An 18,950-nucleotide genomic window follows, 5' to 3' on the forward strand; every position below is an offset into this window, starting at 1 on the left:
GGGGTGAGGGCAGTGCCCTTGCTCCGAAATCAATCAAACGGAGAGAGGAAACCTCTCTCCAGAGCAACATCGACAACCCGTCCGCTCGTGAAAAAGAGGCCGGAAAGGGGCCACAGAGCCCGCACTCAACGCCTTGCAGGTAACGCCATGATGAAGGTCAGAATCGAAAGGATCGTCGAGGAAGCGCAGGACATCCGTTCCTTGCGCCTCGTACGTTGTGATGGCCAGCCGTTCGACGCCTACGAGCCGGGCGCCCACGTCGACGTCACCGGCCCCACCGGGGTGACGCGCCAGTATTCGCTGTGCAGCCCGCCGGATGACCGCGCGGCCTATCTGGTAGCGATCAAGAAGGAAGGCGCCTCCCGTGGCGGCTCCAGCGCGCTGCACGAAGTGCGCGAAGGCATGGAGCTGGACATCGGCGCGCCGCGCAACCTGTTCCGCCTGGCGCCGGAAGCCCGCGAGCACGTGCTGTTCGCCGCCGGCATCGGCGTCACGCCGCTGCTGAGCATGGCCTACCGCCTGAACGCCATGGGCGAGTCCTATCGCCTGCATTACTTCGCCCGCTCCGCCGAACACGCGGCCTTCGTCGAGCTGCTGGCCAGCGAGGCCTTCGCCGGCAAGGTGGAGCTGCACTACGGCGTCGAACCCGCCGACCTCGACCGCGTGTTGGGCGAGTGCCTGGAGCGCGCGCCGCAACAGGCCCACGTCTACACCTGCGGCCCGGCGCCGTTCATGAACAAGGTGGTCGAAATCGCCGCGCGCAGCCGCCCGGAAGACGCCATCCACCTGGAACACTTCCAGGCCGACCCGGCTGCCAACGCGGCGCCGACCGGTTCCTTCGAAGTGGAACTGGCCAGCTCCGGCGTGGTGCTTCACGTACCGGCGGACTCGACGCTGGTGGATGTGCTGCAGGCCCATGGCTGCGACATCGACACCGAGTGCCGCGAGGGCATCTGCGGCACCTGCATCGTCGAAGTGCTGGAGGGCGAGCCGGAGCACCGCGACAACTGTCTGTCGAACAAGGAGAAGGCTGCCAACAAGCAGATCTGCGCTTGTGTGTCTCGCGCCAAATCGGCGCGGCTGGTGCTGGACCTGTAATCCGGACTGCTCTTCGTAGGATGGGTGGAGCGCAGCGATACCCATGCTGCTGGTGCGCGGATTGATGGGTATCGCTTCGCTCCACGCCATCCTGCGTGGTGTTTCCTGGTGTGCTACGGAGCCCAGCGCAGGAGCGGGCCATGGGGCGCTCCTACAGCGTGTGGCACAGGCGGCAATTCGTCTGGCAGGCAGCGACACTCGCGCGCCACCGGTGCTTGCTAGCCTCCGGTAATAGACCCGTGTTCGGAGTCCCCCATGCCTGCGCTGTTTGCGCGCCTGGCGCTCGGTTGCCTGCTGCCGGTCGCCATCCTGCTCGGCCTCGGCGCCATGCCGGGGCTCGGCTATGCCTGGGATTTCGCCAACGCCGCCGGGCTGCTCGGGGCCTGCCTGCTGGGGCTGTTGTTCGTCATCGGCGGTCGCCCGCAACCGCGCCCGCTCTATGAGGGCAAGTTCTTCCTGCGCCTGCACCGCGACCTGGGCTTTGCTGCCGTCGCATTGCTGCTGGTGCACATCATCGTGCTGCTGGTCGATGAGCCGCTGCTGATCGAGGACCTGTTGCCATCCGCCCCCGGCTACATGCTGGCCGGGCTGGCGTCGGCGATCCTGATGCTGGTGCTGGCGGTATCCAGCCTGAGCCGCGTCCGCCCGCGCTGGAGCAGCAGCGCCGCTTCGTTCCGCCGCTGGCATTACGGCGGCAGTCTGCTCGCCCTGTCGCTGATGGCTGTCCATGTGCTCGGCGCGGGCTACTACAGCGGCGGAGTCTGGAAGGGCGCGTTGCTGGTGGCGCTGATGCTGGCGGTGGCCCTCTGGCCGCGCCTGCCCAAGCCTGCCAACGGCGTCAGCGGTCGCAAGCGCAACACCGCGCAGCGCGCCACCTGGTTGGTGCTGGCGGCCAGCGGGTTGATCATCGGCCTGTCGGCGCTCTACAGCGTGCTGGCGAATCTGGAGCTGCCACTGTGAGGCGCATCTGGATCGGGTTTTCAGTTACCGCAGTCATCGTGCTGTCGGCAGGGGCGTGGTTCGCCCACGAGCACTGGCAGCGCAGCCGCCCGCTGATGCCGCTGGCGTTCCTCCATGAGCCGCACGCCTCGGTGAACTGCATTACCTGCCACCACGACTACCAGGACCAGTCGCCCTCGGTCTCTGGCAACCGCACCTGCATCCTCTGCCACAAGCAGAGCCCGGCGCTGGCCGCGCGCATCGAGGCGGATTTCCACCAGCTCTGCCAGAGCTGCCACCTGCAGCGCCTGCAGGCGCTTCACGCCAGCGGACCGGTGCGCAGCTGCCAGGCGTGCCACCGTGATACAGCCGGGAAGTCGTACCCGTAGCACCACGGAGAGCACACACCTGTAGGAGCGGGCCATGCCCGCGAACGGCGGACAAGGTCCGCCCTTCGCAGTTGGAAAAGGATGGCGCTGCTTTCGGGCCGGTCGCGGGCATGGTCCGCTCCTACAAAAGCTGGCCCGGCATCAAGCCGGGCCTTTTTTCAGCTGCGATACAGCACCGGCCGCCGCAGGTGCACATAGCTGTACCCCTCACGCGCCAGGGCGATGCGGTGCGGGTCCAGTTCGGCCACCAGCAATTCCTCGCCTTGCTTGGCCTTGGTCAGCACCTGGCCATCCGGGGCGACGATGCTGCTCAGGCCGCAGTACTCGATTTCGCCCTCGCTGCCGACGTAGTTGGCGTAGGCCAGGAACACCTGGTTCTCGTAGGCGCGGGTCGGCACCAGCACCTGGGCGACGAATTCGTAGGGGCGCATGTTCGCAGTGGGCACCAGCACGACATCCGCGCCGGCCAAAGCGAGCGTGCGCACGGCCTCGGGGAATTCCACGTCGAAACAGATCAGCAGGCCGACCTTCCAGCCGTCGAGCTCGAAGATCGCCGGCGGCTCATCGGAGGCGCTGAACTGGCTGCGGTCGAGGTCGCCGTAGAGGTGGGTCTTGCGGTAGTTGGCGCGGCGTTCGCCCTGCCGGTCGATCAGCTGCACGCTGTTGAAGATGGCGTCGCCGTCACGTTCGGGATAGCCGTAGAGGATGCCGAGCTTGTGCTCGCGGGCGATCTCGGCGATGCGCAGGGCAGACGGGCCGTCGCAGCTTTCCGCAAGCTCCGCGACACGCTTCGCGCCGATGTTGTAGCCGGACAGGTACATCTCCGGCAGCACCAGCAGGTCCGCACCGTTCTGCACCGCCTGTTGCGCGGCCTGCTCCAGGCGGCGCAGGTTGCCGGCGACGTCGTCGGGGCCGGGAGGGCACTGGTAGAGGGCGAGGTACATGGGGTTCTCCTTCGAAACGCGCGGGGCCGGGATCAGGCAGTTTGCACCCGATCCCGGCCCCGCGCGAGCCGCTGTTCAGTCAAGGCAGGGGAGTGGCGCGGATCAGTCCGGCAGTTCCATCGGGCCCAGTTCGGCGAAGCGGTCGCCGGGGCCGGGGTTTTCCGGATGGGTCGCGCCGCCGAAGTGCTTCATGATGCCCCACACGGCGTTCAGCGAGGTCTGCACCGCGCCTTCCACCCAGGCCGGGGTCCAGGACACATCGTCGCCTGCGATGAAGATGCCGCGCTGCTCGGCGGGCATGTCGTCCTGCATGAAGTGCGCGTACATGCGCTGGTTGTAGCGGTAGTGGCCCGGCAGCGCGCCCTTGAAGGCGCCGAGGAAGTGCGGGTCGGCCTCCCAGGACACGGTGATCGGGTTGCCGATGATGTGGCCGGCGATATCGACCTTCGGGTAGACCTTCTTCAATGCATCCAGCGCAAGCTGCACGCGCTTCTCCACCGGATGCGGGAGCATCTTCATGGCGTCGCTCATCCAGGAGTAGGACAGGCAGATCACCCCCGGCTTGTCGTCGCCGTTGTCGAACAGGTAGGTGCCGCGGGTGAGGCGGTCGGTGAGGGTCATGCTCATCACGTCGCGGCCGGTCTGCGGGTCCTTGTCCTTCCAGAACGGCCGGTCGACCATCACGAAGGTCTTCGAGGACTGCATGTAGCGGGTGCGGTCCAGGGCCATCCACATCTTCTGCGAGAACAGCGCTTCCTCGCATTCGATCTGGGTGGTCAGCAGCCAGGTCTGGCAGGTCGCCAGGACGGCCGCGTAGTGGCGGGTGTCACCCCAGTAGTCGGTGACGGCGAAGGTGCCGTCGGCGGCGCGGGCGATCTTCTTCACGCCCGGACGCGGCGCGCCGTTGTGCAGGGTGGCCAGGGAGGTGCCGGCCGGCCAGTGCGCGCATTGCTCCGGCACATGGCTCCAGATGCCGCGTGGCACCTGCTCGACGCCGCCCACGACCAGATGCTGGTGATCGTCGCAGTTGGTCATCACCACGCGGAAGATTTCCAGCATGGAGTTGGGGAAGTCCGAGTCCCAGCCGCCGGTGCCGAAGCCGACCTGGCCGAAGATTTCGCGGTGACGGTAGGACAGGCGCGAGAAGGCCTTGGAGGTGGCGACGAAGTCGTAGAAGGTGCGGTCGTCCCACTTGGGCACCAGCTCGTCCCACAGGGCCTTGAGCTTGACCGTGTCGCGCTCGCGCAGCGCGTCCTGGACCTCGGAGAAGCGCGCGCCGTCTTCCAGCGCTTCGGCCCAGGCCTGGGCGACTTCGCGGAAGATTTCCGGCAGGTCGGCCATCTTCTCGGCGTAGTGGCTGGTGCCTTCCAGGTCGATCACGGTGCTGCCCGAGGCCGGGGTCAGCGGGTTGGGGAAGGGCCGGGTTTCCAGGCCGAGCTTGTCGACGTAGTGGTAGAAGGCGGTGCTGGAGACCGGGAAGCGCATGCCGCCCAGCTCGGCGATGATGCCGTCGGCGCCTTCGAAGGTCTCCGAACGCAGCCGGCCGCCCATCTTCGAGGCCTCGTAGACCACGGGTTTGAGGCCCATCTTCATCAGCTCGTAGGCCGCCACCAGGCCGGAGATGCCGGCACCGACGATGGCCACTTCCTGGCCGTGCTTCTCGGCGGGGATGCTGCCCAGGCCGGCGGGGTGCTCGATCCAGTCGTCGAAGGCGAAGGGGAAGTCCGGGCCGAAGATGGTCACCGGTTTCTTGCCGGGGGTGTGGGGGTGGCGGTTCTTGTGCATTGGGGTATTTCCTTCTTGTTCGACGTGCCGGCTTGTAGCACCAGCTTGGCAAGGCTTTCTGCGACCCGCCGGGGCCAGTCGATGGATGGCGCGCGGGCAAAGAAATGGCGAGCTGTGAGGGCTCGCCGTGGCGTCCACTATTGCAAAGGACGTCGTTGAAATGAACCTGACAATCTGCAAGATTGTCGGGAGCTTTCAGGCAGATTGACCAATACCATGAGCAATATGACGAAAAATGCCGACACGGCCTTGCTGAACCTGCTGCGCGCCAATGCCCGCGAGTCGATCTCCGAGCTGGCGCGCAAGCTCGGGGTGTCGCGCTCCACGGTGCAGAGCCGTATCGAAAGGCTGGAGCAGCAGGGCGTCATCACCGGCTATTCGATCAAGGTGTCGGACAGCTACGCGCAGTCGCTGGTACGCGCCCACGTGCTGGTGACGGCGCTGCCCAAGCTGTCGCACCAGGTGGTGCAGGCACTGGAGAAGATCGCCGAGGTGAAGACACTGCATTCGGTGAGCGGCAACTTCGACATGATCGTGATTGTCGAGGCGCTGTCGATCCGCGACCTGGACGCGGTGCTGGACCGCATCGGCGCGCTGGACGGGGTGGAGCGGACGATGTCGTCGATCATTCTGTCGACGCGCATCGATCGGTGAGGGGCGGACGCTTCCGGCAGAGGGCGGGCTTTGCCCGCCTTTCGCGTGCAGGGCACGCTCCTACAGGTTGAGCGCTGACTGTAGGAGCGGGCCACGCCCGCGACCCGCCGGCAGGGCCGGCGGATCGTGACGGCGGGGATCAGCCCAGCTCTTCTTCCAGCGCCAGCAGCTCTTCCACGCGCTGGCGGCGGCGGATCAGCTTCGCGTCGGCGCCTTCGAGCAGCACCTCGGCAATCAGCGGGCGGCTGTTGTAGTTCGACGACATGGACGCGCCATAGGCGCCGGTGTCCTCGATCAGCAGCAGGTCGCCGACCTGGGCGCGCGGCAGGGCGCGGGGAATGACCACGCCGCCATCGCCCTGGGTGAACACGTCGCCGGACTCGCACAGCGGGCCGGCCACCACGGTATCGATCACCTCGCGGCTGGCGACGTCGCCGGCCAGCACGCGGATGCCGTGGTAGCTGCCGTACATGGACGGGCGCATCAGCTCGTTGAAGCCGGCGTCCACCAGCACGAAGTGGTTGCGGCCGGCGTCCTTGGTGGCGCGCACTTCGCTGAGCAGGCAGCCGGACTGGGCGACCAGGTAGCGGCCCGGTTCGATCTCCAGGTGCAGCTTGTGGCCGACCACGGCCTCGGCGGCCTTGCGCGCCTTGTCCCACAGCTGGAAGTAGTGCGCGGTGTCCACTTCCGGGTCGCCGGCGCGGTAGGGGATGGACAGGCCGCCGCCGGCAGAGATGCCGGACAGATCATGACCGGCGTCCTTCACCTGCTGCACCAGGCCGAGCATGGCTTCGCCGACCTGGGCCAGGTGGCCGTAGTCGACGCCCGAACCGATGTGCATGTGCAGGCCGACCAGACGCAGGCCGCGCTCGCGGATCACGTCCAGGGCGGCGCGCAGGTCGCTGTGCCAGATGCCGTGCTTGGAGTGTTCGCCGCCGGTGTTGGTCTTGTTGCTGTGGCCGTGACCGAAACCGGGGTTGATGCGCAGCCACACCGGATGACCGGGGGCGACCTCGCCCAGCTGGCGGAGCATGTCGATGGAGCCGGCGTTCACCGGGATGCCGTGCTCGACCACGGTTTCCAGGGTGGTGCGGTCCAGCAGGTCGGCGGTGAAGACGATCTCGGATTCATCCTCGCGGCACGAGTAGCCGGCGGCCAGGGCACGCAGCAGTTCGCCCTGGGATACCGCATCGACCTTCACCCCCTGTTCGCGCATCAGGCGCAGGATGTGCAGGTTGGAGCAGGCCTTCTGGGCGAAGCGGATGATGTCGAAGCTTTTCAGGCGCTCGATCTGGCCGCGGATGGTGGCTGCGTCGTAGATCCACAGCGGGGTGCCGAATTGCAGGGCGAGCTGTTCGGCGCGGGGCAGGGCGAGGAAAGTCATGAATGGGCTCCGAAGGTAGATGGCGCTAGTCTACCGGCCCTTTGCATGGCTGAATAATGCCGCTTGTTATCGGATCAATTCAATTTTGATATAGGGTGCAGCCCACGCCGGCTTCGCGCAGGCGTTGTACCAGCACGCCAGCCTCTGCCTGAAGTGCCGCCACGAAGCGCTCGCGCAGCGGCGTAGCGGGGCGGTACAGCGGTTTCGCCACGCTGACCTGGAACGGCAGCGAGAAAGCCAGCGGGCGCAGCTGGATGCCCTGGCCCTGGAACATCAGCGCGGTGATCGGGTTGACCACGGCCAGGCCCAGGCCGGCGCGGACCATGCTGCACACCGAGACGGCGCTGTGGGTTTCCACCTGCATCTGCCGCTGCACGCCAGCGCCGAGGAACACGGCGTCGATCAGGTGCCGGTAGCGGTCGCTGGTGGCCAGGCTGACGAAGGGCTGGCCGGCGAAATCTGCCGCCGCCAAGTGCTCGCGGGCCAGCAGCGGGTGGCCGTCCGGGAGGATGCACACCTCGTCCACCGCCAGCAGCGGCTGCAGCTCGGTGCCGCGCGGGGCGTCGTCGTTCTCGATCAGGCCGATGTCGTGGTGCTGGGCGCTGAGCGCCTCTTCCAGGTGCGGCGACTCCAGCGCCGCCACTTCCAGGCTGATGGCCGGGTTTTCCCGGCTGAAGCGCTTGCAGGCTTCCGGCAGCAGCGCCTGTGACAGCGCCGGCAGGCAGCCGATGGAGAACTTGCCCTCGGCGAACTGCCCGAGGCTGTCGGCGAAGGCGACGATGCGATCCAGCCCGGTGAAGGAACGCTCCACCTCCTCGAACAGCATCAGCGCCCGCGCCGTCGGCGCCAATCGCCCACGTTCGCGCAGGAACAACTCGAAGCCGACCAGTTGCTCCAGCCTCGCCAGCTCGCGGCTGACGGTAGGCTGGCTGGTATGCAGGAACGCCGCCGCGCGGGTGACGCTGCCGGTGGTCATGACCGCGCGGAAGACTTCGATGTGGCGGAGGGTGATCATGAAGGGCTCAAGTTACCGGGGGCGGAAGGGCAGGTTGCCAACCCGGTGCCTTCAAATCAATCCATCGGTGCGGCCCGTGAGGTCGGTTTGTCCCTCGTTCCGGCAGCAGGAGTTTACTTTCGCGAGTTATAAGCCGGCTCGGCAGAAGTTCTTCATGAAGTCTTCTTCGGGCTTGCTCAGTCGCGTCTTGAGCTCATTGCTGATCTGCTGGATATAGCTTTGCTCTTCTGAGGAGACAGTCGTCGGGATTGAGCGGTAGGTGGACTTGGTCAGACGTTTGAGTTTTGAAACAGCTATTGCATCGATTTTTAGCAGATCCACTATCAGGAATGGCGTTCCATCCATTCTTCCCGGGATTTTCAGGTCCGCAAAAAATTGATAAACCTGACCATCAGTTAGAACAGAGAACTGGGCGCCACTTGCATTGTGAATTCTGGCCAGTGCGCTCTTCTGAACCGCACCCAGGCGCGTGCCCTCTGGTACCTGCTTGACCAGGCCATATACGGCCTCGTCCCTGAAGATGACGTAATCGACCTTTTCAGTCTGGCCTGTCGCTGTCTGGCAGGCGTAGTCCGCGGCAATTTCATCAGGGTTTTCTGTACCGTATCCCAGCACGGTTTTGATGAAGGGGATAACGAGACGGCTTTTGGGGGCCTCGGAGCTTTCGATGGAGGTGCTTTCCAGGCGAACCTTCTCGGCGAAAGCGCTTAGTTTTTCGAAGAATTTCATGCCAAATCCCTTGCCGGCCGAGCGTCCCTTAGCCGTTGAGTCAAAAAGGTGGTGATCACCCGTCATGGATCGTTGAGCAAAAATGCCCGCGCGCCAGCGCTAATAGGGTGATGACTGGCTGAATGAGATTATCAGCCTTGAAGCTCAAGAGGAGTGAAGGGGTATTGTTCAATCCGTTTTTTCCTACCAATTCCCCTCTCATTTGGAATGATATCAAAATGACTCTCGATTTTGTTGGTGCAATGCCGATTGAGTTCTTCAATTCTTCTGGGAACACCGGACTAGCTGAGGGAGCAGGCATCTATCTGCTGCAATTTCCATGGAACACTCGGGGTGTTTCAATGGAAATCCCGACTCCGCACATCCAGCCCCTCCAGTAGCTCACTCAGGTCCGTCAGCCGTCCGGCGATCACATGGCGCACACCGTCCTTGGCTTCCAGGGTGCCGTCCACCTGCATCAGGCGGGCGCTGAGGAAGGGGCGGCGCTGCTGTTCGGCGAGGTCGCGCCAGACGATCACGTTGATCATGCCGAACTCGTCTTCCAGGGTGACGAAAGTGACGCCGCTGGCCGTGCCGGGGCGCTGGCGGCCGACCACCAGGCCGGCGACGCGCACCAGGCGGTCGGCTTCCAGGCTGGCCAGTTCCCTTGAACTGCGGCAGCGACGGGCCTTGAGGGCGCCGCGCAGCAGGGTCATGGGGTGCGGGCCGAGGGTAGTGCCGAGGGTCGCGTAGTCGGTGAGCAGGTCTTCGCCGCGGCTGGGCAGCGGCAGGCTGACCGGCGTTTCCTCGGTGGCCTGGCCGGCGAACAGCGGCAGCTGCGGCTCGACTCCGGCGATCGCCCAGCGCGCCTTGTGCCGGTGGCCGGCGAGGCCGCGCAGGGCGCCGGCGTCGGCCAGTTGTTCGCGGGCGCGGCCGTCGAGATGGGCACGCAGGCAGAGGTCAGCGACATCGGCGAAGGGGCTTTGTTCGCGCGCCCGGGCCACGGTGTTGGCGACGTCCTCACGCAGCCCGCGGACCATGCGCAGGCCGAGGCGGATCGCCGGCTGGCGTTCGGCGATGGGTTCCAGGGTGCAGTCCCAGTGGCTGTGGCGCACGTCCACCGGGCGAATCTCCAGGCCATGGCGGCGGGCGTCCTGCAGCAACTGGTCGGGGCTGTAGAAACCCATGGGCCAGCTGTTGATCAGCGCGCAGGTGAAGGCCGCCGGCTCGTGGCATTTCAGCCAGCAGCTGGCGTAGGTGAGCAGGGCGAAGCTGGCGGCATGGGATTCGGGGAAGCCGTAGCTGCCGAAACCCTTGATCTGCTCGAAGATGCGGTCGATGTATTCCTGCTTGTAGCCCTTGGCGCCCATGCGTTCGGACAATCTCTGGCGGTGCGGCTCCAGCCCGCCATGGCGTTTCCAGGCAGCCATGGAACGACGCAGTTGGTCGGCTTCGCCGGGCGTGTACTCGGCAGCAACCACCGCCAGCTCCATCACCTGTTCCTGGAACAGCGGCACGCCCAGGGTGCGTTCGAAGATCGGGATCAGCTCTTCGTGCGGGTACTCGACCTTTTCCTCCTTGTTCCGCCGGCGCAGGTAGGGATGGACCATGTCGCCCTGGATCGGGCCGGGACGGACGATGGCCACTTCGATCACCAGGTCGTAGAAGGTTTCGGGCCGCAGGCGCGGCAGCATGGCCATCTGCGCGCGGGACTCGATCTGGAACACGCCCACGGTGTCGGCGCGGCTGATCATTTCGTAGGTCTTCGCGCACTCCTGCGGCAGCGTCGCCAGGGTCCACTGCTGGCCACGATAGTCGGCGACGAGGTTGAAGCAGCGGCGCAGGGCGCTGAGCATGCCGAGGGCGAGGACGTCGACCTTGAGCAGGCCGACGGCGTCGAGGTCGTCCTTGTCCCACTGGATCAGGGTGCGCTCGGGCATTGCCGCGTTCTCCACCGGCACCAGGGTTTCCAGTGGCTGCTGGGAAATGACGAAGCCGCCGGGGTGCTGCGACAGGTGCCGGGGGAAGCCGACCAGTTGCCCGGTCAGGGCCAGCACGCGGCGCAGGATCGGGCTTTCCGGGTCGAAGCCGGCCTCCAGCAGGCGCTCGGGCGGCGGCGCCTCGCGGCTCCAGGCGCCACAGCAGTCGGCCAGCGCGCCGACCTGGTCCGGCGGCAGGCCCAGCGCCTTGGCCACGTCGCGTACCGCACCGGCGCCGCGGTAAGTGCTGGCCACGGCGGTGAGCGCGGCGCGGCTGCGGCCGTAGCGCTGGAACACGTACTGGATGACCTCCTCGCGGCGGTCGTGTTCGAAGTCGACGTCGATGTCCGGCGGCTCGTTGCGCTCGCGGGAGATGAAACGTTCGAACAGCAGCCTGGCCTTGGACGGGTCCAGCTCGGTGATGCCGAGGGCGAAGCAGACCACCGAGTTGGCCGCCGAGCCGCGCCCCTGGCAGAGGATGCTCTGGCGGCGGGCGAAGGCGACTATGTCGTGGACGGTGAGGAAGTAGCTGTCGTAGCCCAGCTCGGCGATCAGCTCCAGCTCGTATTCCACCTGTGCGCGCGCTTTTTCTGTCTCACCATCCGGCCAGCGGCGCCGGATGCCTTCCTCGGTCTTCTCGCGCAGCCAGGTAGTGGGTGTATGACCATCGGGCACCAGCTCGCGCGGGTACTGGTATTTCAAATCCTTGCCCAGGTCGAAGGTGCAGCGCCCGGCGATCTCCAGCGTTTCCGCTAGCAGCTCGGCCGGGTAGATCGACGCCAGCGTCTCCCTCGGCCGCAGATGCCGTTCGCCATTGGGATAGAGGTGCTGGCCGGCCTCGTGCACCGGCAGGTGCTGGCGGATGGCGGTCATGCAGTCCTGCAGGGCGCGGCGGCCGCGGGCGTGCATGTGTACGTCGCCGCAGGCCACGGCGGGAATCTCCAGGCGTGCGGCCTGTTCCTGTAGACGACGCAGCTTGCTGGTGTCGTCCGGGCCCTTGTGCAGTTCGACGCCCAGCCACAGGCGCTCGGGGAACAGTTCGCGGAGCCAGAATCCGTCGTCGTCCTGATCATCCCGAGGCAGCCAGATTGCCAGCAGGTGGTCGAGGTTGCCGTCGAAGTCCGTGCGCACCAGGCGATAGCTGCCTTTTTCGGCGCGACGGCGGGCGTGGGTGAGCAGGCGACAGAGGTTCTCGTAGCCGGCCAGGTTCTCGGCCAGCAGCACCAGCTTCGGGCCTTGCTCGATGCTCAGTTCGCTGCCGGTGATCAGCGGGATTTCCTTCTCCTTCGCCGCCTGCCAGGCGCGGACGATACCGGCCAGGCTACATTCGTCGGTGATCGCCAGTGCCTGGTAGCCGAGCGTCTTCGCCCGCTCGAACAGCTCGGCGGCGCTGGAGGCGCCGCGCTGGAAGCTGAAGTTGGACAGGCAGTGCAATTCGGCGTAGCCGATGCTTTCACTTTCCGCGCTCATGCGAACCAGCCGTGCAGCAGCAGGGGCCCGTCGTCACCCACCGGGCGGAACACCCAGGCGTGCTGGCCGCTGCGGGTGCGCACCTGGTAGTAGTCGCGGCGGATGTCCTCGCCGTCCCACCAGCCGGATTCGATGCGCTCGGGGCCGGCCAGCAGGGCCGGGGCGAACTCGCGCAGTGGCTGGGGCTCGGCCAGCAGCCAGCCGGGGCGCGGGGCTTCGATGATGGCCTGCAGCGGCGTCGGGCTGCCTTGCCAGGCGCGCTCCGGGCGATGGTCGGCGCGGCCGCCGAGACTGTGCACGGCGTCGTCGCCCAGCCGCGCGCGCAGGCGTTCGCGCAGCTGTTCCCAGGGCAGCGATTGCTGCGGGCGGTCGTCGAACAGCTCGCGGTGCTGCGGCACGAAGGCCGGCAGGTCGTCGGCCAGCAGCCGCACGCTGTGCACCGGGGCGCGCAGTTGCAGTTGCTCCAGGCGGCCACGGGTCAGCTCGAAGAGCATCGCCGCCTCGCGTTCGGCGCTGAGCAGACCGACCGGCATCAGCGTGTCGCTGCCTTCGTGGTGCTCCAGATGGAGGACGAAGCGCTGCACGCCGCTGTCGCGTCCGGCGAGGAAGGCGGCGAGATCGGCAGTCAGGCGGCGCAGCGGGAACAGCAGCGCCTGGGTGGACTCCACGTCGAAATTCAGCTCGATACGCGACTCGAAACAGTCCGGCGGCCGGTAGAACTCCAGGGCCAGCGGGCGTTGGCCGAGCAGGGTGTCGACCTGCCGCAGCACCTGTGGCGGGAAGCGCCGGGCCAGGCTTTCGCGCGGCAGGGCGAGCAGTTGCTGCAGGCTGCGCAGGCCCATGCGCCCCAGCGAGGTGGCGGCGTCGCGCTCCAGGCCCAGGCGCTCCAGCGGCATCTTCCCCAGGTACTGGCGCAGCTGCTGGTTGTCGTGGATCGCCAGGCCGTCGTGGCCGTTGGCGAGGATGCGCGCGGCGGCCGGGTTGGGCGCGGCGGTGATGCGGTGGCGGAAGCCCAGTCCGTTCAACTCGTCGCGCAGGCGTGCCTCGAAGCGCGGCCAGGGGCCGAACAGTTGCAGGCTGGACTGCACCTCCAGCAGCAGCGCGCGCGGGTAGTGCTGGCTGACCTGCGAGCTGAAGCCATAGGCCCAGGCGGCCAGCAGGTTCTGCCAGCGCTGCACGTCGCGCAGGTCGTACTCGGCGGTGGCGAAGTCGCGGCTCAAGGCCTGGGCGGCGGTGAGCGACTGGCCGGGCTTGAGCCCCAGCGCCCGCGCAGCCGGGTTCACCGCTTGCAGCACGCGGCGCTGGGTCGGCCCGGCGAGCAGCGCCAGGGCGGCGTCCGGCTCGGGACGGCCGCGCAGCACGCCGTCCATGGCCAGCTGTGGCAGGAGAATGCAGGCCCAGAGCATGGTCAGTGCCAGGGCAGCGGGATGGGCCGCGCCGGCGCCAGGCCACCCCGGCACTTGAGCACGCGCAGCTGCGCCGGGTTGGCGTCCAGCGCCAGGCGCAACGCGGCGGGCGAGGGGTTGAGCGCTTCGCGCTGCGAGCGGTAGGCGATGGCCAGGGTCTGCCCGGTTTCGGCGGCCACCTGCAGGCGGCGCAGGGCGCGGTCGTCGGCCTGCTGCGGCCAGCACAGCACGGCACCACAGCTGCCCGAGCGCAGGCACTGTTCGGCGGCCCAGAGCGCATCGCGCCCGCGCGCCTGGATGATGGCGAGCTGCTCCAGCGCCACGCCTGCTGCCTGCCAGGCGGCCGGGTAGGGCACGTGGGGCGGTGCGACCAGCACGATGCGCTCGCCCGCCGCGCTGAGCCGCGCGAGGGTCGGCCAGACCAGTTGCAGCTCGCCGGTGCCTTCGGCGGCCAGGAGGATTTCGCTGAGCGCCGCTTCCGGCCAGCCGCCGCTGGGCAGGGCAGCGTCCAGCAGCGCATGGCCGGTGGGCTGTTGGCTGGGCGGCAGGCCTTGCGGTTGGCCCTTCCAGACCTGCCGCTGGTGGAACAGGGTGTCGAGTGCGACCACGCTGCCCATCACGGCCTCCCGGCCGGCGAACGGCGACGGTCATGCGCCCGGCGAGAGGGCCGGGGGAGGGAACTGGCGTGGCGGGGCATGGGATGACTCGGATAATGCTGTATGGATATACAGTTTATCCGGTGGGAAGGCGCCGTCAATGGCGGTTGGACTGACGGACGTTGGGTGGCTCACTGTAGGAGCGGGCCATGCCCGCGACCAGAGTTTCCGCTCGCACCTGAATCACGGCGGAGCACGAACGTAGGATGGCGTGGAGCGCAGCGATACCCATCGATGCCGGCGCACCGACAGCATGGGTATCGCTGCGCTCCACCCATCCTACAAAAGAGCACTACAGCAGCAGATACCCCTGCGGCGCCTTGAACCGAGGCGGATCGGCGATGAACTTCAGTCGCTCCGGCTTCCACCACCCCGGCAGCAACTTCCGCACCGCCGGCTGGTTGAAACGGTCGTCGAGCAGATAGATCACCCCCGAATCCGTCGGCGTGCGAATCACCCGGCCCGCCGCCTGAACGACCTTCTGCAAGCCGGGGAACAGGAAGGTGTAGTCGTAGCCGTCGCCGAACATCCCCTGCATGCGCTGCTTGATCTCTTCGTTGACCTCGTTCACCTGCGGCAGCCCCAGCGTGGCGATGAAGGCGCCGATCAGGCGCTCGCCCGGCAGGTCGATACCTTCGCCGAAAGCACCGCCGAGCACGGCGAAACCGATGCCGCGCGAGCCGGTGGTGAAGCGGTCGAGGAAGGCCTGGCGCTCCAGTTCGTTCATGCTGCGCGACTGGGCCCAGTGCGGGATGTCCGGGTGCTCGGCGGTGAAGCGGTCCAGCGCCTGTTGCAGGTAGGCGTAGCTGCTGAAGAAGGCCAGGTAGTTGCCGGGGCGCGCACGGAACTGCCGGGCCATCAGCGTGCTGATCGGCGTGAGGCTGGCCTCGCGGTGCTGGTAGCGAGTAGAGAGGTTGCTCAGCGCGTGGACTTCCAGCTGCTGCGCGTGGAAGGGTGACTCCACCTCGCGCCAGCCGGTGTCTTCGGGTAGGCCGAGCAGGTCGGCGTAGTAGTGCGCCGGGGTCAGGGTGGCGGAGAACAGCGTGGTGCTGTGGGCCACCTTGAAGCGCTCGGCGAGGAAGGGCGCCGGCACCACGTTGCGCAGGCACAGGGTTGAGAGCACGCGGCGCGCGCTGACGTCGTGGCGGGTGATGTCGAACAGCGAGTGCGGCCCGTAGGCCTCGGCCAGCCGGCAGAACAGCATGGCGTTGAGATAGAAGCTCAACAGCTCGGCCTCGTTGCCGGTGGGCTGGTCGGTGAGGTGGTCGGTGATGGCGCTGACGGCCTTCTGCAACGCGGCGATGAACAGGTCGGGGATGGTCGGGTAGATCTGGTAATCGACGTCCTGGTCCTGGTGCAGCTGGTTCCAGTGCCGGCCGACGCGCTCCAGCGCGCTCTTCAGCTTGGCCGGGGCGACCTTGCGCAGGGCGTTGAACTCGCCCTGGTCCAGCTCGGCGCTGTACATGCCGCGGCCGCGCTCGATGAGGTTGTGCGCCTCGTCCACCAGCAGGGTGACCTTCCAGTCGTTGAGCACGGTGAGGCCGTAGAGCAGGGCGGTCATGTCGAAGTAGTAGTTGTAGTCGCCCACCACCACGTCGGACCAGCGGCACAGTTCCTGGCTCAGGTAGTAGGGGCAGACCTGGTGCTCCAGCGCCACCTTGCGCACCGCCTCCTGGGTCAGCCAGCACTGCTTGAGCGCGGCCTCGCGGGCGGCGGGCAGGCGGTCGTAGAACCCCTTGGCCAGCGGGCAGGATTCGCCGTGGCAGGCCTTGTCCGGGTGCTCGCAGGCCTTGTCGCGGGCGACGTGCTCGAGCACCCGCAGCGGCTGGGCGGCCTCCTGCTGGCGCAGGGTCGCCAGGGCGTCCAGCGCCAGGCGCCGGCCGGGGGTCTTGGCGGTGAGGAAGAACAGGCGGTCCAGCTGCTGGCCGGGGAAGGCCTTGAGCTGCGGGAACAGCGTGCCGAGGGTCTTGCCGATGCCGGTGGTGGCCTGCGCCATCAGCGTCTGGCCGTCGCGGGCGGCGCGGTACACCGATTCGGCGAGCATGCGCTGGCCCTGGCGGAAATCGGCGTAGGGGAAGCGCAGCGTCTCCAGCCCCTGGTCGCGTTCGACGCGGTGGGCGCTTTCCTGCTCGGCCCATTGCACGAAGCGCTGGCATTGCAGCTCGAAGAAGGCGCGCAGCTCGGCGGCGGCGAAGCGCTCGCGGAACTCGGTTTCCTTCTGGGTGATGACGTTGAAGTAGACGACGGCGAGATCGATGGCGTCGATCTCCAGGGTCTGGCACAGCAGCCAGCCATATACCTTCACCTGCGCCCAGTGCAGCAGCCGGTGGTTCTGCGGGATGCGCGCGACGTCGCCGCGGTGGGTCTTGATCTCTTCCAGCAGGTTTTCGTTCGGGTCGTAGCCGTCGGCGCGGCCGCTGACCACCAGCCCCGGATATTCGCCGCGCAGCGGCAGCTCGGCGATGTAGCCCAGCCCGCGGCGGGAGACCACCGTGGCGTGGCCGGCCATGCCTTCCTGGGCGGTGGGGGCGGGGGTGAAGCGCAGGTCGAGGTCACCTTCCTTGGCGGTGAATTCGCAGAGCGCGCGCACGGCGATGGCGTAGCTCATTCGACCTCGCCCTGCCAGCGCACGTAGCAGACTTCCACTGGCATGCCGTGCTCGGCGCAGAAGGCCAGCCAGCGCTTCTGGTTGTCCTGCAGGCGGTCACCGGGGCCTTTCACCTCGATCATCCGGTAGCGCGCCTCGGCGGGCCAGAACTGGATCAGGTCGGGCATGCCGGCGCGGTTGGCCTTCGGGTCGGCCAGCAGGCGCTCGAACCACAGCTTCAGGTGCGCCGCCGGCAGGCAGTGCAGGGCCTGCTCCAGCAGGTTTTCGTCGAGCAGCTCCCAGTGTACGAAGGGCGAGAGGATGCCGGTCTTGGCGGCCCAGGTTTCGCGGATCGCCTTCAGGTACGCATCGCTGTCTAGCAACGCCAGGCGTGCGGCGAAGGCTTCCGTGCGGCGGCTGACGAAGTCGCTGCGGTTGAGATCGCTGGGCCCGACCTGGAAGGGGTGGAAGAAGGCGCCGGGCAGCGGGGCGAAGATCACCTCCCAGCAGAGCAGGCCGAACAGGCTGCAGATCAGCGCGTTCTCCACGTAGTAAACCGGCGCTTTGTCTTCGTGAAGCACGGCCTGCACGGCGAATTCGACGTTGACGTCCGGGCGCGGCAGCTCCAGGTCGATGCGCAGCGGCGGCGCGGCCTTGGCGGTTTTTTCCTTTGGCAGCCCGAGCTGGCGGACCAGCCGGGTCAGCGCACGCTCGACCAACTGCAGCTCGCCGTCGCTTTCCGGCGCGGCCAGGGCGGCTTGCACCAGCGCATGGGCTTCCTCGAAGCGTTGCAGGCGTTCCAGCACGCGAATCTGCCGCTGCCGCGAGCCCCCGGCGGTGGTGCGTTGGTAAAGCGCCAGTGCGGCGTCCAGCTCACCTTCGCGCTCCAGCTGGTAGGCCATGCGGTACAGCAGGCGGTCGTGGCGGGCTTGCAGATAGCTGTTGTCGCTGTGGAAGTCACCCAGTTCGGCCAGCAGTTCGGCGATGGGTTCGCCGGTTTCGAAGCGCACCGCGCCGTTCCACAGGTGGATGTAGGCCTCAAGGTCATCGCGGCGGCGGAAGGCTCGGGAGTCGGCAGTGAAAGGGACGGTTTCGTAACGGAAGATGCCGAGGTCGGCAAGGACGAATTCGGACCAGTCCTGCTGCAGGTTGCCGAAGAACAGCAGACGCAGGCGATCGCACAACGGCGTCGCCATCAGCGTGTAGAGTTGGTCGAGCTCCGGGTACCAGCCGGCGAAGGGTTGTACCTGCTCGTGGTAGGCGTGCAGGTGCTCGTACAGCTCGGCCTTCTTCAGCGCGCCGCGCGGCAGGTCAGCGCGGAAGCGCGCGAGCAGTTCGTCCTTGAGCAGCAGTGGCAGCAACTCTTCCAGCGCGAGAGGGTAGGCATCGTCCAGCCAGCCCAGTTCCAGCAGCGGCGCGGCGGCGCTGGGGATGTCGCCGATCTCCGCGTAGCTCAGCTTGCCGGCGCGAAAGTGCGGCCCCTTGCGCATCACCAGCCGCACCAGCAGCGCCCGCGACGGCAGCGGCAGCGCGCGGAAATCGGCGATGAACCGGGCTTCCTCGGCGTCAAGCAGGTCGGCGTAGCGTTCGTCGATCCAGTCGAGGGCGCGGTGGAAGTTGGTCAGGTAATAGAGGTTGGGGTCGAGCGGCGCGGGCATCTGCAGGCACTGGTTTTACATACAGTGGCAAGGATGGCGTGATGGTGGCTTGGCCGCAAGGGTTGGTACGGCCTTTCATCGGGAGAAGTTGGGCTTTTCTGTAGGAGCGAGGGGGGCGCCCAGTTCTTGCGCGCGAACGCATTGCACCGGATAGGCCGGCGTGAAGCGGGGTTCGCGAGCAAGCTCGCTCCTACAGTGGACGCCGGGTTTGCGGTAGGGCGGCGGATAACGCTGTAGGCGTTATGCGCCCTACGGGTGACTCAGTCGGAGCGCTCGTT

14 protein-coding genes are annotated in these 18,950 nt (G+C 67.1%); 4 read left to right on the forward strand and 10 right to left on the reverse strand.

Going from position 1 to position 18,950, the window contains the following annotated elements; genetic code table 11:
- Positions 1-147 precede the first annotated feature (147 nt).
- The 3 genes from IB255_RS29790 to IB255_RS29800 all read left to right on the forward strand — a co-directional run bounded on the left by IB255_RS29790 (position 148) and on the right by IB255_RS29800 (position 2,426).
- Positions 148-1,098: a PDR/VanB family oxidoreductase gene (locus tag IB255_RS29790; protein WP_081516814.1), complete on the forward strand. Its 951-nt coding sequence runs from the start codon at positions 148-150 to the stop codon at positions 1,096-1,098.
- Positions 1,099-1,353: 255 nt separating this feature from the next.
- A complete protein-coding gene (locus IB255_RS29795; RefSeq protein ID WP_081516815.1) occupies positions 1,354-2,058 on the forward strand; it encodes a ferric reductase-like transmembrane domain-containing protein in 705 nt (234 codons plus the stop codon).
- Entirely contained in the window at positions 2,055-2,426 is a 372-nt protein-coding gene (locus IB255_RS29800) for a cytochrome c3 family protein (protein ID WP_081516816.1), read from the forward strand. The genes IB255_RS29795 and IB255_RS29800 overlap by 4 nt, the downstream gene beginning before the upstream one ends.
- 158 nt (positions 2,427-2,584) lie before the next feature.
- Here IB255_RS29800 and IB255_RS29805 read toward each other — a convergent pair whose 3' ends face one another.
- Positions 2,585-3,370 (reverse strand): carbon-nitrogen hydrolase family protein, encoded by a 786-nt coding sequence (locus tag IB255_RS29805; RefSeq protein WP_081516817.1) that lies wholly within the window; start codon positions 3,368-3,370, stop codon positions 2,585-2,587.
- A 102-nt stretch (positions 3,371-3,472) separates the two neighbouring features.
- Complete coding sequence (locus tag IB255_RS29810) at positions 3,473-5,155, reverse strand: flavin monoamine oxidase family protein (RefSeq protein WP_081516818.1); 1,683 nt, start codon at positions 5,153-5,155, stop codon at positions 3,473-3,475.
- Positions 5,156-5,371: 216 nt separating this feature from the next.
- On the opposite strand from IB255_RS29810, the gene IB255_RS29815 reads away from it, so the two are divergent.
- The gene (locus tag IB255_RS29815) at positions 5,372-5,809 is read left to right on the forward strand and encodes an Lrp/AsnC family transcriptional regulator (protein WP_218035509.1); all 438 of its coding nucleotides are present in this window, start codon (positions 5,372-5,374) and stop codon (positions 5,807-5,809) included.
- Positions 5,810-5,948: 139 nt separating this feature from the next.
- On the opposite strand, the gene lysA is transcribed toward IB255_RS29815, so the two are convergent.
- The 8 genes from lysA to IB255_RS29855 form a co-directional block, all read right to left on the reverse strand.
- Positions 5,949-7,193 carry a diaminopimelate decarboxylase gene (gene lysA / locus IB255_RS29820; RefSeq protein ID WP_081516820.1) on the reverse strand — a complete coding sequence of 415 codons (1,245 nt, stop codon included), beginning with the start codon at positions 7,191-7,193 and terminating at the stop codon, positions 5,949-5,951.
- Between the two features lie 79 nt (positions 7,194-7,272).
- Entirely contained in the window at positions 7,273-8,208 is a 936-nt protein-coding gene (locus IB255_RS29825; protein WP_081516821.1) for a LysR family transcriptional regulator, read from the reverse strand.
- Between the two features lie 126 nt (positions 8,209-8,334).
- Positions 8,335-8,937, reverse strand: a complete 603-nt coding sequence (locus tag IB255_RS29830) for a hypothetical protein (protein ID WP_081516822.1) — start codon at positions 8,935-8,937, stop codon at positions 8,335-8,337.
- A 338-nt stretch (positions 8,938-9,275) separates the two neighbouring features.
- Entirely contained in the window at positions 9,276-12,365 is a 3,090-nt protein-coding gene (locus tag IB255_RS29835) for an error-prone DNA polymerase (RefSeq protein WP_081516823.1), read from the reverse strand.
- The gene (locus IB255_RS29840; protein WP_081516824.1) at positions 12,362-13,771 is read right to left on the reverse strand and encodes a Y-family DNA polymerase; all 1,410 of its coding nucleotides are present in this window, start codon (positions 13,769-13,771) and stop codon (positions 12,362-12,364) included. The genes IB255_RS29835 and IB255_RS29840 overlap by 4 nt, the downstream gene beginning before the upstream one ends.
- A 2-nt stretch (positions 13,772-13,773) precedes the next feature.
- Positions 13,774-14,388, reverse strand: a complete 615-nt coding sequence (gene imuA / locus IB255_RS29845) for a translesion DNA synthesis-associated protein ImuA (protein WP_081516825.1) — start codon at positions 14,386-14,388, stop codon at positions 13,774-13,776.
- A 331-nt stretch (positions 14,389-14,719) separates the two neighbouring features.
- On the reverse strand, positions 14,720-17,035 hold the full coding sequence (locus IB255_RS29850; RefSeq protein WP_192211240.1) for an ATP-dependent DNA helicase: 2,316 nt from the start codon (positions 17,033-17,035) through the stop codon (positions 14,720-14,722).
- A complete protein-coding gene (locus IB255_RS29855) occupies positions 17,032-18,672 on the reverse strand; it encodes a VRR-NUC domain-containing protein (protein WP_192211241.1) in 1,641 nt (546 codons plus the stop codon). Before IB255_RS29855 ends, IB255_RS29850 begins: the two co-directional genes overlap by 4 nt.
- Between the last annotated feature and the right edge of the window lie 278 nt (positions 18,673-18,950).

Origin of the sequence: Pseudomonas sp. PDM22, from assembly GCF_014851965.1 — a bacterium.
In the GTDB taxonomy this organism is placed as follows: domain Bacteria; phylum Pseudomonadota; class Gammaproteobacteria; order Pseudomonadales; family Pseudomonadaceae; genus Pseudomonas.

What these genes read in the sequence shown, in the direction of transcription:
- IB255_RS29825 (WP_081516821.1), bottom strand. Translation starts at nt 8,208, where the DNA reads ATGATCACCCTCCGCCACATCGAAGTCTTCCGCGCGGTCATGACCACC.
- IB255_RS29805 (WP_081516817.1), bottom strand. Translation starts at nt 3,370, where the DNA reads ATGTACCTCGCCCTCTACCAGTGCCCTCCCGGCCCCGACGACGTCGCC.
- IB255_RS29835 (WP_081516823.1), bottom strand. Translation starts at nt 12,365, where the DNA reads ATGAGCGCGGAAAGTGAAAGCATCGGCTACGCCGAATTGCACTGCCTG.
- IB255_RS29830 (WP_081516822.1), bottom strand. Translation starts at nt 8,937, where the DNA reads ATGAAATTCTTCGAAAAACTAAGCGCTTTCGCCGAGAAGGTTCGCCTG.
- IB255_RS29810 (WP_081516818.1), bottom strand. Translation starts at nt 5,155, where the DNA reads ATGCACAAGAACCGCCACCCCCACACCCCCGGCAAGAAACCGGTGACC.
- IB255_RS29840 (WP_081516824.1), bottom strand. Translation starts at nt 13,771, where the DNA reads ATGCTCTGGGCCTGCATTCTCCTGCCACAGCTGGCCATGGACGGCGTG.
- IB255_RS29815 (WP_218035509.1), top strand. Translation starts at nt 5,372, where the DNA reads ATGAGCAATATGACGAAAAATGCCGACACGGCCTTGCTGAACCTGCTG.
- IB255_RS29795 (WP_081516815.1), top strand. Translation starts at nt 1,354, where the DNA reads ATGCCTGCGCTGTTTGCGCGCCTGGCGCTCGGTTGCCTGCTGCCGGTC.
- IB255_RS29850 (WP_192211240.1), bottom strand. Translation starts at nt 17,035, where the DNA reads ATGAGCTACGCCATCGCCGTGCGCGCGCTCTGCGAATTCACCGCCAAG.
- IB255_RS29855 (WP_192211241.1), bottom strand. Translation starts at nt 18,672, where the DNA reads ATGCCCGCGCCGCTCGACCCCAACCTCTATTACCTGACCAACTTCCAC.
- IB255_RS29790 (WP_081516814.1), top strand. Translation starts at nt 148, where the DNA reads ATGATGAAGGTCAGAATCGAAAGGATCGTCGAGGAAGCGCAGGACATC.
- imuA (WP_081516825.1), bottom strand. Translation starts at nt 14,388, where the DNA reads ATGGGCAGCGTGGTCGCACTCGACACCCTGTTCCACCAGCGGCAGGTC.
- lysA (WP_081516820.1), bottom strand. Translation starts at nt 7,193, where the DNA reads ATGACTTTCCTCGCCCTGCCCCGCGCCGAACAGCTCGCCCTGCAATTC.